The organism is Azoarcus indigens, assembly GCF_004361735.1.
In the GTDB taxonomy this organism is placed as follows: Bacteria; Pseudomonadota; Gammaproteobacteria; order Burkholderiales; family Rhodocyclaceae; genus Azoarcus; species Azoarcus indigens.
In genome coordinates, this window is record NZ_SNVV01000006.1 from 106,421 (window position 1) to 129,276 (window position 22,856).

At 61.3% G+C, this 22,856-nt stretch carries 24 protein-coding genes and 1 tRNA gene; all 25 read right to left on the minus strand.

Annotated features, from left to right (window positions below; translation table 11 throughout):
* Window positions 1-43 precede the first annotated feature (43 nt).
* Window positions 44-316: a 30S ribosomal protein S17 gene (rpsQ, locus tag C7389_RS08860; protein WP_133590460.1), complete on the minus strand. Its 273-nt coding sequence runs from the start codon at window positions 314-316 to the stop codon at window positions 44-46.
* Window positions 313-507: a 50S ribosomal protein L29 gene (rpmC, locus tag C7389_RS08865; RefSeq protein ID WP_133590462.1), complete on the minus strand. Its 195-nt coding sequence runs from the start codon at window positions 505-507 to the stop codon at window positions 313-315. Before rpmC ends, rpsQ begins: the two co-directional genes overlap by 4 nt.
* A 2-nt stretch (window positions 508-509) precedes the next feature.
* Window positions 510-923: a 50S ribosomal protein L16 gene (rplP, locus tag C7389_RS08870; RefSeq protein WP_133590464.1), complete on the minus strand. Its 414-nt coding sequence runs from the start codon at window positions 921-923 to the stop codon at window positions 510-512.
* Window positions 923-1,702 (minus strand): 30S ribosomal protein S3, encoded by a 780-nt coding sequence (gene rpsC, locus C7389_RS08875; RefSeq protein ID WP_133590466.1) that lies wholly within the window; start codon window positions 1,700-1,702, stop codon window positions 923-925. The genes rplP and rpsC overlap by 1 nt, the downstream gene beginning before the upstream one ends.
* A gap of 9 nt (window positions 1,703-1,711) precedes the next feature.
* Window positions 1,712-2,041 (minus strand): 50S ribosomal protein L22, encoded by a 330-nt coding sequence (gene rplV, locus C7389_RS08880; protein ID WP_133590468.1) that lies wholly within the window; start codon window positions 2,039-2,041, stop codon window positions 1,712-1,714.
* 6 nt (window positions 2,042-2,047) lie between these two features.
* Window positions 2,048-2,323, minus strand: coding sequence for a 30S ribosomal protein S19 (gene rpsS / locus C7389_RS08885; protein ID WP_011767136.1), 276 nt, complete (start codon window positions 2,321-2,323; stop codon window positions 2,048-2,050).
* Window positions 2,324-2,333: 10 nt separating this feature from the next.
* Window positions 2,334-3,161: a 50S ribosomal protein L2 gene (rplB, locus tag C7389_RS08890; protein WP_133590470.1), complete on the minus strand. Its 828-nt coding sequence runs from the start codon at window positions 3,159-3,161 to the stop codon at window positions 2,334-2,336.
* Window positions 3,162-3,167: 6 nt separating this feature from the next.
* Window positions 3,168-3,473 (minus strand): 50S ribosomal protein L23, encoded by a 306-nt coding sequence (rplW, locus tag C7389_RS08895; RefSeq protein ID WP_133590472.1) that lies wholly within the window; start codon window positions 3,471-3,473, stop codon window positions 3,168-3,170.
* Window positions 3,470-4,090, minus strand: a complete 621-nt coding sequence (gene rplD, locus C7389_RS08900; protein ID WP_133590474.1) for a 50S ribosomal protein L4 — start codon at window positions 4,088-4,090, stop codon at window positions 3,470-3,472. The genes rplW and rplD overlap by 4 nt, the downstream gene beginning before the upstream one ends.
* 13 nt (window positions 4,091-4,103) lie before the next feature.
* Window positions 4,104-4,742 (minus strand): 50S ribosomal protein L3, encoded by a 639-nt coding sequence (rplC, locus tag C7389_RS08905; protein ID WP_133590476.1) that lies wholly within the window; start codon window positions 4,740-4,742, stop codon window positions 4,104-4,106.
* 112 nt (window positions 4,743-4,854) lie between these two features.
* Complete coding sequence (gene rpsJ, locus C7389_RS08910; protein ID WP_133590478.1) at window positions 4,855-5,166, minus strand: 30S ribosomal protein S10; 312 nt, start codon at window positions 5,164-5,166, stop codon at window positions 4,855-4,857.
* Window positions 5,167-5,217: 51 nt separating this feature from the next.
* Window positions 5,218-6,408 (minus strand): elongation factor Tu, encoded by a 1,191-nt coding sequence (tuf, locus tag C7389_RS08915; protein ID WP_133590480.1) that lies wholly within the window; start codon window positions 6,406-6,408, stop codon window positions 5,218-5,220.
* A gap of 25 nt (window positions 6,409-6,433) precedes the next feature.
* Window positions 6,434-8,530, minus strand: coding sequence for an elongation factor G (fusA, locus tag C7389_RS08920; protein WP_133590482.1), 2,097 nt, complete (start codon window positions 8,528-8,530; stop codon window positions 6,434-6,436).
* A gap of 110 nt (window positions 8,531-8,640) precedes the next feature.
* Entirely contained in the window at window positions 8,641-9,111 is a 471-nt protein-coding gene (gene rpsG, locus C7389_RS08925) for a 30S ribosomal protein S7 (protein WP_133590484.1), read from the minus strand.
* A 30-nt stretch (window positions 9,112-9,141) separates the two neighbouring features.
* Window positions 9,142-9,519 (minus strand): 30S ribosomal protein S12, encoded by a 378-nt coding sequence (gene rpsL / locus C7389_RS08930; protein ID WP_133590486.1) that lies wholly within the window; start codon window positions 9,517-9,519, stop codon window positions 9,142-9,144.
* A gap of 133 nt (window positions 9,520-9,652) precedes the next feature.
* Complete coding sequence (gene rpoC / locus C7389_RS08935; RefSeq protein ID WP_133590488.1) at window positions 9,653-13,867, minus strand: DNA-directed RNA polymerase subunit beta'; 4,215 nt, start codon at window positions 13,865-13,867, stop codon at window positions 9,653-9,655.
* Between the two features lie 43 nt (window positions 13,868-13,910).
* Window positions 13,911-18,044, minus strand: a complete 4,134-nt coding sequence (rpoB, locus tag C7389_RS08940; RefSeq protein WP_133590490.1) for a DNA-directed RNA polymerase subunit beta — start codon at window positions 18,042-18,044, stop codon at window positions 13,911-13,913.
* A gap of 178 nt (window positions 18,045-18,222) precedes the next feature.
* On the minus strand, window positions 18,223-18,600 hold the full coding sequence (gene rplL, locus C7389_RS08945) for a 50S ribosomal protein L7/L12 (protein ID WP_133590492.1): 378 nt from the start codon (window positions 18,598-18,600) through the stop codon (window positions 18,223-18,225).
* 51 nt (window positions 18,601-18,651) lie between these two features.
* Window positions 18,652-19,155: a 50S ribosomal protein L10 gene (gene rplJ, locus C7389_RS08950; RefSeq protein ID WP_133590494.1), complete on the minus strand. Its 504-nt coding sequence runs from the start codon at window positions 19,153-19,155 to the stop codon at window positions 18,652-18,654.
* A gap of 231 nt (window positions 19,156-19,386) precedes the next feature.
* Window positions 19,387-20,082, minus strand: a complete 696-nt coding sequence (rplA, locus tag C7389_RS08955; RefSeq protein WP_133590496.1) for a 50S ribosomal protein L1 — start codon at window positions 20,080-20,082, stop codon at window positions 19,387-19,389.
* 2 nt (window positions 20,083-20,084) lie between these two features.
* A complete protein-coding gene (gene rplK / locus C7389_RS08960; protein WP_133590498.1) occupies window positions 20,085-20,516 on the minus strand; it encodes a 50S ribosomal protein L11 in 432 nt (143 codons plus the stop codon).
* A gap of 110 nt (window positions 20,517-20,626) precedes the next feature.
* Entirely contained in the window at window positions 20,627-21,160 is a 534-nt protein-coding gene (nusG, locus tag C7389_RS08965) for a transcription termination/antitermination protein NusG (protein ID WP_133590500.1), read from the minus strand.
* Window positions 21,161-21,162: 2 nt separating this feature from the next.
* Window positions 21,163-21,510, minus strand: coding sequence for a preprotein translocase subunit SecE (gene secE / locus C7389_RS08970; RefSeq protein WP_133590502.1), 348 nt, complete (start codon window positions 21,508-21,510; stop codon window positions 21,163-21,165).
* A gap of 24 nt (window positions 21,511-21,534) precedes the next feature.
* A tRNA-Trp gene (locus tag C7389_RS08975) sits at window positions 21,535-21,610 on the minus strand.
* Between the two features lie 63 nt (window positions 21,611-21,673).
* A partial coding sequence (gene tuf, locus C7389_RS08980; protein ID WP_133590662.1) for an elongation factor Tu occupies window positions 21,674-22,856 on the minus strand: 1,183 nt, incomplete at its 5' end.

The following is a 22,856-nucleotide window of genomic DNA, read 5'->3' on the forward strand; positions in this document are numbered from 1 at the left end:
GCAGCGCCAAGCTGTTTTCAAATACCGGCTCGCGATCCCGAATTCAGATCACGCGGGCCTTCTCAACGACCCGGGTCACACGCCAGGTCTTGGTACGGGAGAGCGGACGGCACTCCTCGATTTCCACCAGATCACCCTGCACTGCCTCGCCATTCTCGACGTGAGCATGGTATTTGGCAGAGCGGGTAATGATCTTGCTGTACAGAGGGTGCTTGACGCGCCGCTCAACCAGAACGGTCACCGTTTTATCCATCTTGTCGCTGACCACACGCCCCACCAGGGCGCGGCGAACCTTCTGAACTTGCTGCTCGCTCATTGCTGACCCGCCTTCTCGCGCAGGATGGTCCGGACACGCGCGATGTCGCGACGCACCTTCCCGAGTTGACTCGTGTTGCTAAGTTGCTGAGTCGCCAGCTGCATCCGCAGCGAGAACTGGGCCTTCAACAACTCAAGCAACTCCTGGTTCAGTTCTTCTGCGCCCTTGGCGCGGAGTTCACTCGCTTTCATGCTTACCCCACTTGGCGAGTAACGAACACCGTCTCCAGCGGAAGCTTAGCGGCTGCAAGCCGGAATGCCTCACGCGCGAGCGCTTCGTCCACGCCATCCATTTCGTAGAGCACCTTGCCGGGCTGGATCTCAGCGACCCAGTACTCGGGGTTGCCCTTACCGTTACCCATCCGAACCTCAGCGGGCTTCTTGGAGATCGGCTTGTCCGGGAAAATCCGGATCCAGATCCGACCGCCCCGCTTGATGTGGCGGGTCATCGCGCGACGCGCAGACTCAATCTGGCGCGCAGTCAGCCGACCACGGCCCACCGCCTTGAGCCCGTACTCGCCGAAGCTGACCTTGGCACCGCGCGTAGCAAGCCCGGTGTTACGGCCCTTCTGCTCCTTCCGATACTTTCTTCTCGAGGGCTGCAGCATTATTCACTCCTGCTTTCTTCTTGCCGGCCCTGGCCGTCGCCACCCCGGCGGGCAGGACGGCGACCCGGACGGCCTTCGCCGTCACGCGGGGCACCCCGGCGACCACGGCGATTGTCGGCTTCAGGCTCGGCAGCCACCGGCTGCTCGTTGCGACCAAGCATTTCGCCTTTGAAAACCCAGACCTTGATGCCAATCACACCATAGGTCGTATGCGCCTCGGAAACACCGTAGTCGATGTTGGCGCGCAGGGTGTGCAGCGGCACGCGACCTTCGCGATACCACTCGGTACGAGCGATCTCGGCGCCATTCAGGCGACCGGAACTCATGATCTTGATGCCTTGGGCGCCAAGACGCATGGCGTTCTGCATCGCACGCTTCATGGCGCGACGGAACATGATGCGCTTCTCGAGCTGCTGGGCGATGGAGTCCGCGATCAGCTTGGCATCGATTTCAGGCTTACGCACTTCCTCGATGTTCACATGAACCGGCACACCGACGATCTTCTGCAGATCGCGCTTCAGCGCTTCGATGTCCTCGCCCTTCTTGCCGATAACGACACCCGGACGCGCACTGTAGAGCGTGACGCGCGCATTCTTGGCCGGACGCTCGATGATTACACGGCCAACCGAAGCGTGCGCCAGGCGCTTCTTCAGGTAGTCGCGGACCTTGAGATCCTCGTGCAGCATCTTCGAGAAATCCTGGCTGGAAGCAAACCAGCGGGAACCCCAATCGCGCGTGACAGCGAGACGGAATCCGGTGGGATGAATTTTCTGACCCATGAATACTCCTTACTCGCCGACAGACACGTAGATGTGGCAGGTGGGCTTGAGAATGCGGTTGCCCCGGCCCTTTGCGCGAGCAGTGAAACGCTTCAGCGTCGCACCCTCTTCCACGTAGATCGTCTTGACCTTCAGCGCATCAATGTCGGCACCGTCGTTGTGCTCGGCATTCGCGATAGCGGATTCGACAACCTTGCGGATGATCTTTGCACCACGCTTGGGAGAGAAAGCGAGGATGTTCAGAGCTTGGTCGACCGACTTGCCCCGCACCAGGTCGGCAACCAGACGGCCCTTCTGGGCCGACAGGCGCACGCCACGGAGAACGGCTTTGGTTTCCATGTCTTCTTACCTCTTCGCTTTCTTGCTGGCGGCGTGACCCTTGAAGGTACGCGTCAGCGCAAATTCGCCCAGTTTGTGGCCGACCATGTTCTCGGACACATACACCGGGATGTGCTGACGGCCGTTATGCACAGCGATCGTCAGGCCGACGAAGTCGGGCAGCACCGTGGAACGGCGAGACCAGGTCTTGATCGGACGCTTGTCATTGCTCGCCCGTGCGGCGTCCACCTTCTTGAGGAGGTGCGCGTCGATGAACGGGCCTTTCTTGATAGAACGAGCCATCTGTTACCCCTTAACGCTTGTGACGACGCTGCACGATCATCGTGTCAGTGCGCTTGTTGCGGCGAGTACGGTAGCCCTTGGTGGGCTGCCCCCACGGGCTGACCGGAACACGGCCCTCGCCGGTGCGACCTTCGCCACCACCGTGCGGGTGATCCACCGGGTTCATCGCCACGCCGCGAACGGTCGGACGGATGCCGCGCCAGCGGTTCGCGCCCGCCTTGCCGATCTTGCGCAGGCTATGCTCTTCGTTCCCCACCTCACCGATGGTCGCGCGGCACTCGACGTGCACGCGACGGATTTCACCGGAGCGCAGACGCAGCTGGGCATACACCCCTTCGCGCGCCAGCAGCTGGACCGAGGTACCGGCAGCACGGGCGAGCTGAGCCCCCTTACCCGGCATCATCTCGACGCAGTGAATGGTGGAGCCCACCGGGATGTTGCGGATCGGCAGGGCGTTACCCGGCTTGATCGGCGCCTCGGCGCCACTCACGATCTGCTGGCCGACCTCGACACCACGCGGAGCAATGATGTATCGGCGCTCGCCATCGGCATAGCAGAGCAACGCGATGTTCGCAGAGCGGTTGGGGTCGTATTCCAGACGCTCGACCTTGGCGACGACTCCATCCTTGTTGCGACGGAAATCAATCACCCGATAGTGCTGCTTGTGGCCGCCACCCTGGTGACGAACGGTCACTCGACCGCCGTTGTTACGACCGGCATTCTTGGTCTTCTTCTCGATCAGACCATCGAACGGGCGGCCCTTGTACAGGTCAGGGTTGACAACCTTGACCATCGCACGACGGCCTGCGGATGTCGGCTTGAGTTTTACCAGTGCCATGATCAATTACTCCCCAGCCGCAAAGTTGATTTCTTGGCCAGGCTTCAGGCAGACAAACGCCTTCTTCCAGTCCTTGCGCCGACCGATGGAGCGGCCGAAGCGCTTGGTCTTGCCCTTCACATTCGCGATCTGGACCGACTTCACTTCAACCTTGAACAGCAACTCGACAGCCGCCTTCACTTCAGGCTTGGTTGCGGTGGAAGCCACCTTGAAAACAACCTGCTCATTCTTCTCGGCGATGAAAGTCGCCTTTTCGGAGATCTGCGGCGCCAGCAGCACCTGCAGCAAACGCTCCTGATTGATTGCGCTCATTGCCAGGCTTCCTCCATCTTCGCCAGCGCACCCTTGGTCACCAGGACCTTGGGAAAACGAACCAGCGACACCGGATCGGCTTCCTGGACCTCGAGCACCAGAACCTTATGCAGGTTGCGGGCAGACAGGAACAGGTTCTCATCGACTTCGTCGGTAATCACAAGCACCGACTCCAAACCCATGCCCTTCAGCTTCTGGGTCAGCAGGCGGGTCTTCGGCGCCTCGACGCTGAAGCTCTCCACCACCGCCAAGCGATCTTCACGCGCCAGCTGAGAAAGAATGGAAGCCACACCAGCCCGATACATCTTGCGGTTGACCTTCTGGCTGAAGTTCTCGTCAGGCGAGTTCGGAAAGATCTTGCCGCCGCCACGCCACAGCGGGCTGGACGCCATACCGGCACGCGCGTTACCCGTACCCTTCTGACGGAAAGGCTTACGCGTCGACTTGGAGACTTCGGACCGCCCCTTCTGGGCGCGATTGCCGGAGCGGGCGTTCGCCATGTAGGCGGTAACCACCTGATGGACCAGCGCTTCGTTGTAGTCGCGCCCGAACAGGGTATCGGAAGCCTGCAGCGTAGCCGCCGCCTGCCCCTGATCGTTCAAGAGTTTCAATTCCATTGCGTAACTCCCCTTAGGCCTTGACCGCCGGACGAACGACAACGTCGCCGCCCTTGGCACCAGGCACCGCACCCTTGATCAGCAGAAGCTGACGCTCGGCATCCACACGAACCACTTCCAGCCCTTGCGTGGTGCGCTGAGCAGCGCCGTACTGGCCAGCCATGCGCTTACCCGGGAAAACGCGACCCGGATCCTGCGCCATACCAATGGAGCCCGGCGAGTTGTGGGAAATGGAGTTACCGTGGGAAGCACGGTTAGAAGAGAAGTTATGACGCTTGATCGGACCAGAGAAACCCTTACCGATCGATACACCCGTCACATCAACCTTTTGACCAACGGAAAAGATCTCCGCGGAGATGACATCCCCCGCCTTGAAACCGGCGAGTTGCTCACCCTCGACACGGAACTCCTTGAGACCCCGGCTCGGCTCGACACCGGCCTTGGCAAGGTGACCCGCCGCAGCTTTGACCAGACGGCTAGCACGACGCTTGCCGAATGCGACCTGAACCGCGGCATAGCCGTCTGATTCAGGCGTCTTGATCTGGGACACGCGATTGTCGGACACGTCAAGCACAGTCACCGGAATGGAACGACCATCCTCGGCAAAAATGCGAGTCATGCCGACCTTGCGTCCAACAAGGCCTAGACTCATTTTTTTCTCCTGATTCCCGGTTGCGATTGACCGGGGTCGCTCAAATTATTGCGCCAATAGGCACAAAGGCCGGATTATACCGGCCTTTTTCAAAACCCTGCAAGCGGACTGCTTACTGGAGCTTGATCTCGACATCCACACCCGCCGGGAGATCCAGCTTCATCAGCGCATCCACCGTCTTATCGGTGGGGTCGATGATGTCCATCAGACGCTGATGGGTACGGATTTCCATCTGATCTCGGGACGCCTTGTTCACGTGCGGCGAACGCAGCAGGTTGAAACGCTCGATACGGGTGGGCAGCGGAACGGGACCGCGCACAACCGCACCGGTACGCTTCGCGGTCTCGACGATTTCCAGCGCAGACTGGTCAATCAGGCGATAGTCGAAGGCTTTCAGACGGATGCGGATTTTCTGATTCTGCATGATTTATTCCAAAGAGCGATGAGGCGACCCGAAGGTCGCCTCGGATAGAAATTACTCGATGATCTTGGCGACGACACCGGCGCCGACGGTACGGCCACCTTCGCGGATCGCGAAGCGCAGGCCTTCTTCCATGGCGATCGGGGCGATCAGCTTCACGGTGATCGACACGTTGTCGCCCGGCATCACCATCTCGGTGCCTTCCGGCAGCGCGATGGAACCGGTCACGTCCGTGGTACGGAAGTAGAACTGCGGACGGTAGTTGTTGAAGAACGGAGTGTGACGACCACCCTCTTCCTTCGACAGCACGTAGATTTCGCCCGTGAAGTGGGTGTGCGGGGTGATGGAACCCGGCTTGCACAGCACCTGACCACGCTCGACGTCTTCACGCTTGGTGCCGCGCAGCAGCACGCCGACGTTGTCACCCGCCTGACCCTGATCCAGCAGCTTGCGGAACATTTCCACGCCGGTGCAGGTGGTCTTGACGGTGGGCTTGATGCCGACGATTTCGATTTCTTCGCCAACCTTCACGATGCCGCGCTCGACACGACCGGTCACCACAGTACCTCGACCCGAGATGGAGAACACGTCTTCGATCGGCAGCAGGAAGGGCTTGTCGATGGCACGTTCCGGGGTCGGGATGTAGCTATCCAGGGCGTCGGCCAGGCGGAAGATCGCCGGTTCGCCGATGTCGGACTGGTCACCTTCCAGCGCCTTCAGCGCGGAGCCCTTGACGATGGGGATGTCGTCGCCCGGGAAGTCGTACTTGGACAGCAGCTCGCGCACTTCCATTTCGACCAGTTCGAGCAGCTCTTCGTCGTCGACCATGTCGCACTTGTTCAGGAAGACGATGATGTACGGCACACCGACCTGGCGGGCCAGCAGAATGTGCTCGCGGGTCTGCGGCATCGGGCCATCAGCGGCCGAACACACCAGGATCGCGCCGTCCATCTGCGCCGCTCCGGTAATCATGTTCTTCACGTAGTCGGCGTGACCCGGGCAATCCACGTGGGCGTAGTGACGGGTAGCCGTCTCGTACTCGACGTGCGCGGTGTTGATCGTGATGCCGCGAGCCTTCTCTTCCGGCGCCGCATCGATCTGATCGTAGGCCTTCGCCTCGCCACCGAACTTCTTCGACAGAATCGTCGTGATCGCCGCCGTCAGCGTCGTCTTGCCGTGGTCAACGTGGCCGATCGTGCCTACGTTCACGTGCGGCTTCGTCCGCTCAAACTTACCCTTAGCCATTGCTCTTCCTCGTAGCTCTTAGTTATTACTTGCGATTGTTGATGACTGCTTCGGCGACACTCTTGGGCGCCTCGGAGTAGTGCTTGAACTCCATGGAGTAGGTCGCGCGCCCCTGGGAGAGCGACCGCAGCTGGGTGGCGTAGCCGAACATCTCGGCCAGCGGCACCTCAGCCTTGATCTCCTTCATGCCGCCAGGCAGGTCGTCCATACCCTGAACGATGCCGCGACGACCGGAAAGATCGCCCATGACGTTACCCATGTAGTCCTCCGGCGTTTCAACCACGACAGCCATCATCGGCTCGAGCAACACCGGGTTAGCCTTGCGCATCGCGTCCTTGAACGCCATTGACGCAGCCATCTTGAACGCATTCTCGTTCGAGTCCACATCGTGGTAGGAGCCATCGAACAGCGTGACTTTCACATCCACCACCGGGAACCCGGCCAGCACGCCATTCGGCAGCGTGTCCTGCAGCCCCTTGTCGACCGCAGGAATGTACTCGCGCGGGACCACGCCACCCTTGATGGCATCAACGAACTCGTAACCCTTGCCAGTCTCGTTCGGCTCCAGCTTGATCCAGACGTGACCGTACTGACCACGACCGCCGGACTGCTTGACGAACTTGCCTTCCTGCTCGACAGACTTGCGAATCGCTTCGCGATAGGCAACCTGCGGCGCACCGACGTTCGCCTCGACGTTGAACTCGCGCTTCATGCGGTCAACGATGATCTCGAGGTGCAGTTCACCCATCCCGGAAATGATGGTCTGACCAGACTCTTCGTCGGTACGCACGCGGAAGGACGGATCCTCAGCAGCCAGGCGCCCCAGCGCAATACCCATCTTCTCCTGGTCGCCCTTGGTCTTCGGCTCGACGGCAACGTGGATCACCGGATCCGGAAACACCATGCGCTCCAGGATGATGGGGGCAGACGGATCGCACAAAGTCTCACCCGTGGTCACTTCCTTCAAACCCACGCAGGCAGCGATGTCGCCAGCCAGCACTTCCTTGATTTCCTCACGCTCGTTGGCGTGCATCTGCAGGATGCGGCCGATGCGCTCCTTCTTGCCCTTGACGGAGTTCAGCACCGTTTCGCCGGAGCTCAGCACGCCGGAGTAAACGCGCACGAAGGTCAGCTGGCCTACGAACGGGTCGGTCATCAGCTTGAACGCCAGCGCCGAGAACTTCTCACCGTCATCGGCCTTGCGGACCACTTCCGCTTCGTTGTCGTCGGTGCCCGCGACCGGCGGAATATCCACAGGCGAGGGCAGGAACTCGATAACCGCGTCCAGCATGCGCTGCACGCCCTTGTTCTTGAACGCAGTGCCGCACAGCATCGGCTGGATCTCACACGCGATGGTGCGCGTGCGCAGACCCAGCTTGATCTGCTCTTCGGACAGCTCGCCGTTCTCGAGATAGGTGTTCATGAGCTCTTCGGAAGCCTCGGCAGCCGCCTCGACCATCTGCTCGCGCCAGGATTCGGCATCAGCCTGCAGCTCGGAGGGGATGTCGCGGTATTCGAACTTCATGCCCTGCGAAGCCTCGTCCCAGATGATCGCCTTCATCTTGATCAGATCGACGACACCAGTGAACGTGTCTTCGGCCCCGATGGGGATCACGATAGGCACCGGATTCGCTTTCAGGCGCGTCTTCATCTGGTCCACGACCTTGAAGAAGTTAGCACCGGAGCGGTCCATCTTGTTCACGAAAGCGAGACGGGGAACCTTGTACTTGGTCGCCTGACGCCACACTGTCTCGGACTGCGGCTGCACGCCACCGACAGCGCAATACACCATGCAGGCGCCGTCCAGCACGCGCATCGAGCGCTCGACTTCGATGGTGAAGTCCACGTGCCCCGGGGTGTCGATGATGTTGAAGCGATGCTCCGGCAGGGAGAGATCCATGCCCTTCCAGAAGCAGGTGGTCGCAGCGGAGGTGATGGTGATGCCACGCTCCTGCTCCTGCGCCATCCAGTCCATGGTCGCGGCGCCATCATGCACTTCACCGATCTTGTGATTCACACCGGTGTAATAGAGGATGCGCTCGGTCGTAGTCGTCTTGCCGGCGTCGATGTGAGCGGAGATACCGATGTTGCGGTAGCGCTCGATAGGAGTCTTGCGAGCCACGATACTTTTCCTGCCTTGGAGAGATCCCGCGGAGACCGCGCCGATCTGATTATTGCGTTACAAAACAATCGAGCCCTTCGCAGGGCCCGATATACCGCTCACCGAACAAATCAGAAGCGGTAGTGCGAGAACGCCTTGTTGGCTTCGGCCATGCGGTGCACTTCTTCGCGCTTCTTCATCGCCGCGCCGCGACCTTCCGCCGCTTCCAGCAACTCACCCGCCAGACGCTGGGCCATCGACTTCTCCGCCCGTTTACGAGCCGCCTCACGCAGCCAGCGCATGGACAGCGCCATACGCCGAGAGGGACGAACCTCAACAGGCACCTGATAGTTGGCACCACCAACACGACGGCTCTTTACCTCAACCACCGGCTTGACATTCGCAACTGCGGCCGCGAAGACCTCCAGCGGGTCCTTGCTGGCCTTGCTGGTGATGTGCTCGAAGGCACCATAGACAATGCGCTCGGCGACGGACTTCTTGCCCGCCTGCATGATCACATTGATGAACTTGGAAACATCCTGGGAACCGAATTTCGGATCCGGCAGAACTTCACGCTTGGGTACTTCACGACGACGCGGCATGACAACCTCTCGCTAATTTTTTGCCGACAATCAGGCTTTCTTCGGGCGCTTGGCACCGTACTTGGAGCGCGATTGCTTCCGGTCCTTGACGCCCTGCAGATCGAGGGAGCCACGCACGATGTGATAACGCACACCCGGCAAGTCCTTCACGCGGCCGCCACGAATCAGGACCACGGAGTGCTCCTGCAGATTGTGACCTTCGCCGCCGATGTAGGAGATGACCTCGAAACCGTTGGTCAGACGAACCTTCGCCACCTTACGCAGCGCGGAGTTCGGCTTCTTCGGAGTCGTGGTATAGACGCGGGTGCAGACACCACGCTTCTGCGGGCAAGCCTCCAGCGCAGGCACCTTGCTCTTGGTGACCTCCATCTGCCGCGGCTTGCGGACCAGCTGATTGATTGTTGGCATAGCTTAAGAATTTCCCAAAAAACCGAGGCAGCCCACCACGGGCCGCCTCGGGCGGTTTATTCCGGCTGCGACTGACTACGATTGGTCAGTCCACAAAAAGAGGCCGGATTTTAGGCCGGAGACAAAACGAAAGTCAACTCGCCTGAATGTCCTGCGGCGCTTCGACAACAGGCTCCACCGGCGCCCAGGCATGCTCGGCGCCGAGATCGTCGCCGATCGCCTGCGACTTGCGGCTGCGGTGATAGGCCAGACCCGTACCCGCCGGAATCAAGCGGCCCACGATGACGTTCTCCTTCAGACCGCGGAGTTCGTCGCGTTTGCCCATGATCGCGGCCTCCGTCAACACGCGGGTCGTTTCCTGGAACGAAGCCGCGGAGATGAAGGAGTCGGTGGACAGCGAGGCCTTCGTGATACCCAGCAGCACATTCTCGTACTGAGCCGGCAGCTTGCCTTCCGCGCTGATACGGTCGTTTTCGTCCAGCACTTCGGAACGCTCGACCTGCTCTTCACGGATGAACTTGGTATCGCCCGGATCAGTGATCACAACACGGCGCAGCATCTGGCGAACGATCACCTCGATGTGCTTGTCGTTGATCTTCACGCCTTGCAGACGGTACACGTCCTGCACTTCATCGATGATATAACGCGCCAGTTCGCCGATGCCCTGCAGGCGCAGGATGTCGTGCGGATCGGCAGGGCCGTCGACGATGAGTTCCCCCTTGTTCACCACCTGACCGTCGTGGACCATCAGGTGCTTGTCCTTCGGGATCAGGAACTCGTGCACCGTGCCATCCGGTTCGGTGATCACCAGGCGCTGCTTGCCCTTGGTGTCCTTGCCGAAGGAAACGGTACCGGTGTACTCGGCCAGCAGCCCTGCATCCTTGGGCGAGCGGGCTTCGAACAGCTCGGCAACACGCGGAAGACCACCGGTAATGTCGCGGGTCTTGGCGGATTCCTGCGGGATACGCGCCAGCACATCACCCACGCTCACCTGCTGGCCGTCCTTGACGGTGATCAGCGAGCCGACCTGGAAGGTGATGGTAACCGGGTGATCGGTACCCGTGATCTTCACTTCCTGGCCCTGCTCATCGAACAGCTTCACCTGCGGCCGCACACCCTTGGCGGAGCCCGAACTGGAGCGGCGCTTGGAGTCGATGACCACCAGCGTGGACAGACCTGTCACCTCGTCGATCTGCTTGGCTACGGTGGCCCCCTCTTCCACGTTCTCGAACTTCACGATACCGCTGTACTCGGTAACGATGGGTCGGGTGTGCGGGTCCCAACTCGCCAGCTGCGCGCCAGCCTTGACCGTTGCACCGTCATCCACCGCAAGCGTCGCGCCGTACGGCAGTTTGTGACGCTCACGCTCACGCCCCATGTCGTCCGCAACCACCAGTTCGGCCGAACGGGCAATGACGACCTTCTCGCCCTTGGCGTTGGAAACGTAGCGCATGTTGCCGGCGAAGCGGATGGTACCGGCCGACTTGGCCTCGACACCGCTGGCAGCCGCGGCCCGCGAGGCTGCACCGCCGACGTGGAAGGTCCGCATCGTCAGCTGCGTACCCGGCTCACCGATCGACTGCGCGGCGATCACGCCAACGGCCTCGCCGGCATTGACCATGCTGCCACGGCCCAGATCCCGGCCGTAGCATTTGGCGCACAGGCCATAGCGGGTCTCGCAGGTCAGCGGCGTGCGAACCTTGACCTCATCCACGCCCAGGCTTTCAATCAGCTCGACGGCATCTTCGTCCAGCAGCGTGCCGGCCTCAATGGCGGTTTCCTGGGTGTCCGGATTGACCACGTCCTCAGCGCAGACCCGGCCCAGGATACGCTCGCGCAGTGGCTCGACGACTTCACCACCTTCGATCAGGGCCTTCATGTTGAAGCCCTCACGGGTGCCGCAATCGTCCTCGATGACCACCAGATCTTGAGTCACGTCCACCAGACGCCGGGTCAGGTAGCCGGAGTTCGCGGTCTTCAGCGCGGTATCGGCCAGCCCCTTACGGGCGCCGTGAGTCGAGATGAAGTACTGCAGAACGTTCAGACCTTCACGGAAGTTGGTGGTGATCGGGGTTTCGATGATGGAGCCGTCCGGCTTGGCCATCAGGCCGCGCATGCCGGCGAGCTGGCGGATCTGGGCGGCGGAACCCCGCGCGCCCGAGTCCGCCATCATGTAGATGGAGTTGAAGGACTCCTGCTTGACCGTCGCGCCCTCGCGGTTGGTCACCTCTTCCTGGCCGAGTTGCTCCATCATCGCCTTCGCTACCTGGTCGCCGCAGCGGCCCCAGATATCAACGACCTTGTTGTAGCGCTCGCCATCGGTCACCAGACCGGAGGTGTACTGCTGGGCGATTTCCTTGACCTCGGATTCGGCCGCGCGGATCAGGTCCTCCTTCAGGTTCGGGACCAACATGTCCTTCACCGCGATGGAGATACCGGCGCGCGTCGCCAGCCGGTAACCGAACTGCATCAGCTGATCGGCGAAGATCACCGTCGCGCGCAGACCGCAGCGGCGGAAGGAAGCGTTGATCAGCTTGGAGATTTCCTTCTTCTTCAACGGCTTGTCGATGACGCTGAAAGGCAGCCCGGCCGGCAGGATCTCCGACAGGATCGCGCGACCGGCGGTGGTGTTATGGCGCACCACGCGCTCCAGACGCTCGCCCTCGGGGCCCCGGTCGAACTCCTTCAGCCGCACAGTGACCCGGGCGTGCAGCGAAATCTGCCCCGATTCGTAGGCGCGCTTCACCTCACCGACGTCGGCGAACAGCATGCCTTCACCCGGTACGTTCACCCCCTCGCGGGTAGCGTAGTACAGGCCCAGCACGATGTCCTGCGACGGAACGATGATGGGGTCGCCGTTGGCAGGCGACAGCACGTTGTTGGAGGCTAGCATCAGCGTGCGGGCTTCCATCTGCGCTTCCAGCGACAGGGGAACGTGGACCGCCATCTGGTCGCCGTCAAAGTCGGCGTTGAAGGCCACGCAGACCAGCGGGTGCAGCTGGATCGCCTTGCCTTCGATCAACACCGGCTCGAAAGCCTGAATGCCGAGGCGGTGCAGGGTGGGCGCGCGGTTCAGCATCACCGGATGCTCGCGGATCACCTCTTCCAGGATGTCCCACACCACCGGCTCCTGGGACTCCACCATCTTCTTCGCCTGCTTGATGGTCGTGGCCAGCCCCATCAGCTCCAGCTTGTTGAAGATGAAGGGCTTGAACAGTTCCAGCGCCATCAGCTTCGGCAGGCCGCACTGGTGCAGTTTGAGCTGCGGGCCCACGGTAATGACGGAACGGCCGGAGTAGTCGACCCGCTTGCCCAGCAGGTTCTGACGGAAACGACCGCCCTTGCCCTTGATCATGTCGGCCAGCGACTTCAACGGACGCTTATTGGCACCGGTCATCGCCTTGCCACGGCGGCCATTGTCCAGCAGGGAGTCCACCGACTCCTGCAGCATGCGCTTCTCGTTGCGGACGATGATGTCCGGGGCCTTCAGCTCCAGCAGCCGCTTCAGGCGGTTGTTCCGGTTGATAACGCGGCGATAGAGGTCGTTCAGGTCGGAGGTGGCGAAGCGGCCACCGTCCAGCGGAACCAGCGGACGCAGGTCCGGCGGCAGTACCGGCAGCACCTCCAGGATCATCCATTCCGGCTTGATGCCTGACTGCTGGAAGGCCTCCAGCACCTTCAGGCGCTTGGAGAACTTCTTGATCTTGGCTTCGGAGTTGGTGGTTTCGAGATCGCCACGCAGCTTCTCGATCTCGAGATTCACATCCAATGTGCGCAGCAGTTCACGGATGCCTTCGGCGCCCATCACGGCGTCGAAGTCATCGCCGTACTCTTCCACCTTCGCCAGGTAGTCGTCCTCAGTCAGCAACTGACCCCGGTTGAGCGGCGTCATGCCCGGCTCAACGACGACAAAGGCTTCGAAGTACAGCACGCGCTCGATATCGCGCAGGGTCATGTCCAGCACCATGCCCAGACGGCTGGGCAGGCTCTTCAGGAACCAGATGTGGGCAACGACGCTGGCGAGCTCGATGTGACCCATGCGCTCGCGGCGCACCTTGGACAGGGTCACTTCGACGCCGCACTTCTCGCAGATCACGCCGCGGTGCTTCAGGCGCTTGTACTTGCCGCACAGGCACTCGTAGTCCTTCACCGGCCCGAAGATCTTGGCGCAGAACAGGCCGTCGCGCTCGGGCTTGAAGGTACGGTAGTTGATCGTCTCCGGCTTCTTGACTTCGCCATAGGACCACGACCGGATCTTGTCCGGCGAGGCGAGGCCGATCGTAATCGCTTCGAACTCTTCCTCGTTCGGCAGGGTTTGCTTGAACAGGTCAGCGAGCAGGCTCTTCATGTATCACTCCATCCGGCACATGCGGGTTGCGCAATGTGCGGGTTCAATCGCGGTCCAGATCGATGTCGATCGCCAGGGAACGAATTTCCTTCACCAGCACGTTGAAGGACTCGGGCATCCCGGAGTCGATCTTGTGTTCGCCCTTGACGATGTTTTCGTACACCTTGGTACGGCCGGTAACGTCGTCCGACTTGACCGTCAACATCTCCTGCAAGGTATATGCCGCGCCGTAAGCTTCGAGCGCCCAAACCTCCATTTCCCCGAAACGCTGACCGCCGAACTGCGCCTTGCCGCCCAGCGGCTGCTGGGTCACCAGCGAGTACGGGCCGGTGGAACGGGCGTGCATCTTGTCATCGACCAAGTGGTGCAGTTTCAGCACGTGCTTGTAACCAACGGTCACCTTGCGCTCGAAGGGCTCGCCGGTGCGGCCGTCGAACAGCGTCACCTGGCCGCCGACCGGCAGGCCGGCCAGTTCCAGCATCTTGGAGATCTCTTCTTCCTTGGCTCCGTCGAACACCGGAGTCGCAAAGGGCACGCCCTTCTTCAGGTTCGAGGCCAGTTCGACGACGTCTTCGTCGCTGAAGCCGGAGAAGTCTTCCGGCTTGCCGCTGCCGTTGTAGATCTCCTCCAGCAGACCGCGCACTTCACTGGCGGCTGCATTCGCACGCAGCATCTTGTCCAGGCGCTGGCCCAGGCCCTTGGCCGCCCACCCAAGGTGGGTTTCCAGGATCTGACCGATGTTCATCCGCGAGGGCACGCCCAAGGGGTTGAGCACGATATCGACCGGGGTGCCATCTTCCATGTAGGGCATGTCTTCGACCGGAACGATCTTGGACACCACACCCTTATTGCCGTGACGGCCTGCCATCTTGTCGCCCGGCTGCAGACGGCGCTTCACCGCCAGGTAGACCTTGACCATCTTCTGCACGCCCGGGGGCAATTCGTCGCCCTGAGTGAGCTTCTTCTTCTTGATCTCGAAGGCCTGCTCGAAGTCCTTACGGGTTTTTTCCAGCCCTTCGCGGATGGCTTCAAGCTGGATTGCCAGCTCTTCGTCCGCCATGCGGATGTCGAACCAGTGGTAGGGCTCCAGCGTGTCCAGGTACTCGACGGTGATCGCAGTGCCCTTGCTCAGCTTCTTCGGACCGCCGTTGGCCTTCTGACCGACGATCATGCGCTGGATACGCGCGAAGGCGTCCCGCTCCACGATGCGCATCTGGTCGGCCAGATCGGTCTTGAAGCTGCGCAGTTGATCGTCGATGATGGACTGGGCGCGCTTGTCGCGCTCGATGCCCTCACGGGTGAAGACCTGCACGTCGATGACGGTGCCGGTCATGCCGGACGGCACGCGCAGCGAGGTGTCCTTAACGTCGGACGCCTTCTCGCCGAAGATCGCACGCAGCAGCTTCTCCTCCGGCGTCAGCTGGGTTTCGCCCTTGGGCGTGACCTTGCCGACCAGCACGTCGCCGGCTTCGACTTCGGCACCGATATAGACAATACCGGACTCGTCCAGACGGGACAGTTGGGCTTCGCCCAGCGACGCGATGTCGCGGGTGATTTCCTCGGGCCCCAGTTTGGTATCGCGCGCAACCACGGTCAGTTCCTCGATGTGGATCGAGGTGAAGCGGTCGTCGGCAACCACGCGCTCGGAGATCAGGATCGAGTCTTCGAAGTTGTAGCCGTTCCACGGCATGAACGCGACCAGCATGTTCTGGCCGAGCGCCAATTCACCCAAGTCGGTGGAGGCGCCGTCGGCGATTACGTCGCCCTTGGCGATGCGGTCGCCCACCTTCACCACAGGACGCTGGTTGATGTTGGTGTTCTGGTTGGAACGGGTGTACTTGATCATGTTGTAGATGTCGACACCGACTTCACCCGCAAGGGTTTCGGCATCGTTCACCCGCACCACGATACGCTGGGCATCGACGTAGTCGACCAGGCCGCCACGCTTCGCCTGCACCGCGGTGCCCGAGTCCACCGCCACGGTGCGCTCGATGCCGGTACCGACCAGCGGCTTCTCCGGACGCAGGCAGGGAACCGCCTGACGCTGCATGTTGGCGCCCATCAACGCACGGTTCGCGTCGTCATGCTCCAGGAACGGAATCAGCGAGGCTGCGACGGACACGATCTGGCCCGGGGCCACATCCATGTACTGGACCTGATCGGCGGTCGCCAGCGTGAACTCGCCCTTGTGGCGGCAGGAAACCAGGTCGCCCGCCAGGGACCCGTCACCGGCGATTTCGGCGTTGGCCTGGGCGATCACGTACTGGCCTTCCTCAATCGCGGACAGGAAGTCGATCTGGTTGGTGACCTTGCCGTCCGCCACCTTGCGGTACGGCGTCTCGAGGAAGCCGTGACGGTTGGTGCGGGCATAAACGGCCAGCGAGTTGATCAGGCCAATGTTCGGACCTTCCGGCGTCTCGATCGGGCACACGCGGCCGTAGTGGGTCGGGTGCACGTCGCGGACTTCGAAGCCGGCACGCTCGCGGGTCAGACCGCCCGGGCCCAGCGCGGAAACACGGCGCTTGTGGGTGATCTCGGACAGCGGATTGGTCTGGTCCATGAACTGGGAGAGCTGGCTGGAGCCGAAAAACTCCTTGATCGCGGCCGAGATCGGCTTGGCGTTGATCAGGTCATGGGGCATCAGGTTGTCGGACTCAGCCTGGGACAGGCGCTCCTTCACCGCCCGCTCGACACGGACCAGACCGGCACGGAACTGGTTTTCTGCCAGCTCGCCGACGGAACGCACGCGACGGTTGCCAAGGTGGTCGATGTCGTCGATCTCGCCGCGGCCATTGCGCAACTCGACCAGCACGCCGATCACGGCCAGGATGTCTTCGTTGGCCAGCACGCCAACACCTTCCTCGCCGTGGGGCCCGACCTTCTCGTAGAAACGCTTCAGCCAGCCCGGCGCCTTGTCGTCGATCTTCTCGGGATAGGCACGACGATTGAACTTCATGCGGCCGACGGAGGACAGGTCGTAGCGTTCTTCCGCATAGAACAACCCCTGGAACAGGGCTTCCACCGCGTCCTCGGTGGGCGGCTCGCCCGGGCGCATCATGCGGTAGATCGCAACCTTGGCGGCCCACTGGTCGGCGGTCTCATCGATGCGCAGCGTCTGGGAGATGTAGCCGCCGCGGTCGAGGTCGTTGATGTACAGGGTCTGCAGATCAACTACCCGGGCGTCGCGCAGCTTGCCGAGCAGATCTTCGGTGATCTCGTCGTTGGCACGGGCGACCAGCTCGCCGGTTTCCGCATCCACGACGTTCTTGGCGATCACGCGACCCAGCAGGAAGTCGTCCGGCACCGCGATGGTCTTGACACCGGCCTGGTCCAGTTCCCGGATGTGCTTCGCGGTGATGCGCTTGTCGCGCGCCACGATTACCTTGCCGTCCGGCGTGACGATGTCGAAGCGGGCCACTTCCCCGCGCAGGCGATCCGGCACCAGTTCGAACTGAGCGCCTTCCGGAGCCAGTTGGAATGCGTCGAAGTCGTGGAAGGTCTCAAGGATCTCCTCCGGCGTCATTCCAATGGAACGCAGCAGGATGGTCACCGGCATCTTGCGCCTACGGTCGACGCGGAAGTACAGGTAGTCCTTGGGATCGAACTCGAAGTCCAGCCAGGAACCCCGATATGGAATGATGCGCGCGGAAAACAGCAGCTTGCCGGAGGAATGGGTCTTGCCACGGTCGTGCTCGAAAAACACGCCCGGAGAACGGTGCAGCTGGGAGACGATGACCCGCTCGGTACCATTGATGACAAAGGAGCCGGTATCCGTCATGAGCGGAATCTCGCCCATGTAGACTTCCTGCTCCTTAACTTCCTTGATGGTTTCCTTCGGCGCTTCGCGGTCCATGATGACCAGGCGGACACGCGCACGCAGCGGCGACGCAAAGGTCAGACCGCGCTGTTGGCATTCCTTCACATCGAACGCCGGCTCGCCCAGCATGTACTGGACGAACTCCAGCCGGGCGTTCCCGCTATGGCTGGAGATCGGGAAAATCGAGGTGAACGCAGCCTGCAAGCCCTGGTTTTGACGCGTTTCGGGCAACGTTTCCGCTTGCAGGAACGAGGCGAACGACTCGATTTGGGTGGCGAGCAGGAAAGGCGCATCGAGCACGGCCGCGCGCTTGGCGAAGCTCTTGCGGATACGCTTCTTCTCAGTGTAGGAATACGCCATGAATGCTCCGGCTAGAGGTCGAACTTCGAAAAGACAGAACACAGCGCCCGCGGTTGCCTAGATATCTGAAAAAAACTGCAACACTTCCGGGGGCGCTTTGTTCTGGCCTCATGCTTCAGTACAAAGCACGAAAGGGCTGGCACCCCTAGGAGCGCCAGCCCTGCTGGAAAGGCGAGTATTACTTGATCTCGACCTTGGCGCCAGCGTCTTCCAGTTGCTTCTTCAGCGCCTCGGCGTCGGCCTTGGACACGCCTTCCTTCACAGCCTTCGGGGCGCCGTCGACGACGTCCTTGGCTTCCTTCAGGCCGAGACCGGTAGCGGCACGGACGACCTTGATGACTTCGACCTTCTTCTCGCCAGCGGCGGTCAGGATCACGTCGAACTCGGTCTTCTCTTCAGCAGCCGGGGCAGCGGCGCCACCGCCACCCGGAGCAGCCACAGCCAGGGCAGCAGCGGAAACGCCGAACTTCTCTTCGAACGCCTTGACCAGGTCGTTCAATTCCATAACGGTCATCGAGCCAACGGCTTCGAGGATGTCTTCTTTGCTGATAGCCATATCAAATCACTCCAAAATCGAAACTATTCTGAAAACTGTAGTGCCTGAGGCTCAGGCGGCGGCGCCTTCTTCCTCGCGCTTCTTGGCGAGGGCGGCGAGCGCACCGGCGAAGCCGGAGACCGGCGCCTGCATGACGCCCAGCAGCTTGGCGAGCAACTCTTCGCGGCTCGGGATGGAAGCGAGCGCCTGCACACCGGCCTTGTCGAGCGTCTTGCCCGCATAGGAACCGGCCTTCAGCACCAGCTTGTCATTGCCCTTCGCAAAGTCGTTGAGCACCTTGGCGGCAGCAACCGGATCTTCCGAAATGCCATAGATCAGCGGACCAGTAAGCTGGTCAGCCAGATCGGCGAACGGGGTATCGGCGATCGCGCGACGCACCAGGGTGTTCTTCAGCACACGCAGGTAAACGCCAGACTCGCGGGCCTTCGCACGCAGCGAGGTGAGATCGCCCACCGCGATGCCGCGATACTCGGCCACCGCGATGGTCTGGGCGTTGGCCACTTGTGCCGACACCTCTGCCACTACGGCTTTCTTGTCATCGAGATTGAGACCCATGGGTCCTTCCTCCTTTCAAGTCCACACACGAACCGCTGTTAGCGGTTCGCACCCACGGCGACCTGGATCAGGAGAGCGGCCTTGCTTCAGCCAATCCTGTTCTGGGCACACCGTCTGCGCAGGCGTCACCGGGACAATTAAGCGGCCGCCGAAGCGACTGCACCTGCGGTCTTTGACGATCCACGCCCGCGCCGAAGCACAAGCGTGTCCCAAAGTTCTTTATTCCCCGCCTCAGGCGGAAACGGTACTCGTTTCAACGCGAACGCCACTGCCCATGGTGCTGGACAGCGCGATACGACGCAGATACACGCCCTTGGCAGCAGCCGGACGTGCCTTAACCAGAGCATCGACGAAAGCGTTGAGATTCTGCTGCAGCGCTTCGACGCCAAAGGAAGCACGGCCGATGGTGGCGTGAACCAGGCCAGCCTTGTCGGTACGGTACTGGACCTGACCAGCCTTGGCATTCTTGACGGCAGTGGTGACATCCATGGTCACGGTACCGACCTTCGGGTTCGGCATCAGGCCACGCGGACCAAGGATCTGACCCAGTTGACCAACCACGCGCATGGCATCCGGCGTAGCGATGCAGAGGTCAAACGCAATGTTGCCAGCCTTCACCTGCTCGGCGAGGTCGTCGAACCCGACGACATCCGCACCAGCGGCACGAGCGGCCTCAGCCTTGTCGCCCTGGGCAAACACGGCCACGCGCACGGTCTTGCCGGTACCGGCAGGCAGAACGACGGAGCCACGGACGACCTGATCCGACTTACGTGCATCGACGCCGAGATTGACGGCGATGTCGATCGACTCGTCGAACTTGGCTGTGGCACATTCCTTCACCAGCGCCAGCGCCTCGGCCACCGGGTAAGTACGGTTACGGTCGATCTTGGCGCGCAGCGCCTGAACACGCTTAGAAACTTTCGCCATGATTACAGGCCCTCCACGGTGATGCCCATGCTGCGAGCGGAACCGGCGATGGTACGCACGGCAGCCTCGAGGTCGGCAGCAGTAAGGTCAGGCATCTTGCCCTTGGCGATTTCTTCGACTTGAGCGCGGCTGATGGAGCCGACCTTATCGGTATGAGGTTTCGGCGAACCCTTCTGGACACCGGCCGCCTTCTTGATCAGGACGGTCGCCGGCGGCGTCTTCATGATGAAGGTGAAGCTCTTGTCCGCGAAGGCTGTGATCACCACCGGAATCGGCAGGCCCGGCTCCATGCCCTGAGTCTTGGCATTGAAGGCCTTGCAGAATTCCATGATGTTCAGACCGCGCTGACCCAGCGCGGGACCAATCGGGGGGCTGGGGTTGGCCTTGCCGGCCGGCACCTGCAGCTTAATGTAGCCAATGATTTTCTTTGCCATTGCGGCACACTCCTAGATTGAGTACTAGCGCGCCGGCCTGAGCCGACGCTCCTCCATTTACCCGCGTCAACGGGCAAAAAGCGGGCACTCACGTGCCCGCCTCATCAGCCTCAGGTCTTCTCGACCTGGGCGAAATCCAATTCCACTGGCGTCGCCCGACCAAAAATGGTCACGGAAACACGCAGCTTGCTCTTTTCATAGTTCACATCTTCAACGGAACCATGGAAGTCGGTGAACGGACCTTCCTTCACGCGAACCACCTCTCCAGTCTCGAAGAGAACCTTGGGACGCGGCTTGTCCACACCCTCTTGCATTTGCTGCATGATTTTTTCGACCTCCTTCTCGGAGATCGGGGTGGGCTTATTGGCGGTACCACCGACAAAGCCAGTGACCTTGGAGGTCGATTTCACCAGATGCCAGCTCTCGTCGTTCATCTCCATTTCCACAAGCACATAGCCCGGGAAAAACTTACGCTCGGAGATGCTCTTCTGGCCGCCCTTCATTTCCACGACTTCTTCGACCGGAACCAGGATCTGGCCAAAGAAATCCTGCATGCCGGCTCGCGCGATGCGGTCAACCAACGCCCGCTGAACCGACTTCTCGAAGCCCGAATAGGCGTGAACCACGTACCAGCGCTTCGCCATGATCATTTCCAACCCAGAACGAGGTCGTACAGCACCCACTCCAGGCTCTTGTCCGTCAGCCACAGAAAGATCGCCATCACAACCACGAAGGCGAACACCAAGCCCGTCGTCTGAACGGTTTCCTTACGACTGGGCCATACGACTTTCTTTGTCTCGACTACCGCTTCGCGAGCAAACTCGACGAAGCGGCGCCCCGGCTCGGAGAACCAAGCCACGGCAACACCAGCACCCAAACCGGCCAGAACCGACAGGACACGCAGCACCAAGGGCTGCTCGGAGAGCAGATAGAAGCCGACCACGCCGGCCGCGACCAGCGCCAAAGCCAGCGCGAACTTCAACTTATCGGCCATCGGAACAATGACTTCCGGATAATTTGGCAGGGGCAGAGGGAATCGAACCCCCAACCTTCGGTTTTGGAGACCGACGCTCTGCCAATTGAGCTATGCCCCTGCAGCAGAGACTACAAAGCGCACCCTTTCGAGTGCGCTTCCCCATCCAGCAATCGACTAAGGATTACTCGATGATCTTGGCGACGACACCGGCGCCGACGGTACGGCCACCTTCGCGGATCGCGAAGCGCAGGCCTTCTTCCATGGCGATCGGGGCGATCAGCTTCACGGTGATCGACACGTTGTCGCCCGGCATCACCATCTCGGTGCCTTCCGGCAGCGCGATGGAACCGGTCACGTCCGTGGTACGGAAGTAGAACTGCGGACGGTAGTTGTTGAAGAACGGAGTGTGACGACCACCCTCTTCCTTCGACAGCACGTAGATTTCGCCCGTGAAGTGGGTGTGCGGGGTGATGGAACCCGGCTTGCACAGCACCTGACCACGCTCGACGTCTTCACGCTTGGTGCCGCGCAGCAGCACGCCGACGTTGTCACCCGCCTGACCCTGGTCCAGCAGCTTGCGGAACATTTCCACGCCGGTGCAGGTGGTCTTGACGGTGGGCTTGATGCCGACGATTTCGATTTCTTCGCCAACCTTCACGATGCCGCGCTCGACACGACCGGTCACCACAGTACCTCGACCCGAGATGGAGAACACGTCTTCGATCGGCAGCAGGAAGGGCTTGTCGATGGCACGTTCCGGGGTCGGGATGTAGCTATCCAGGGCGTCGGCCAGGCGGAAGATCGCCGGTTCGCCGATGTCGGACTGGTCACCTTCCAGCGCCTTCAGCGCGGAGCCCTTGACGATGGGGATGTCGTCGCCCGGGAAGTCGTACTTGGACAGCAGCTCGCGCACTTCCATTTCGACCAGTTCGAGCAGCTCTTCGTCGTCGACCATGTCGCACTTGTTCAGGAAGACGATGATGTACGGCACACCGACCTGGCGGGCCAGCAGGATGTGCTCACGAGTCTGAGGCATCGGGCCGTCAGCGGCCGAACACACCAGGATCGCGCCGTCCATCTGCGCCGCTCCGGTAATCATGTTCTTCACGTAGTCGGCGTGACCCGGGCAATCCACGTGGGCGTAGTGACGGGTAGCCGTCTCGTACTCGACGTGCGCGGTGTTGATCGTGATGCCGCGAGCCTTCTCTTCCGGCGCCGCATCGATCTGATCGTAGGCCTTCGCCTCGCCACCGAACTTCTTCGACAGAATCGTCGTGATCGCCGCCGTCAGCGTCGTCTTGCCGTGGTCAACGTGGCCGATCGTGCCTACGTTCACGTGCGGCTTCGTCCGCTCAAACTTACCT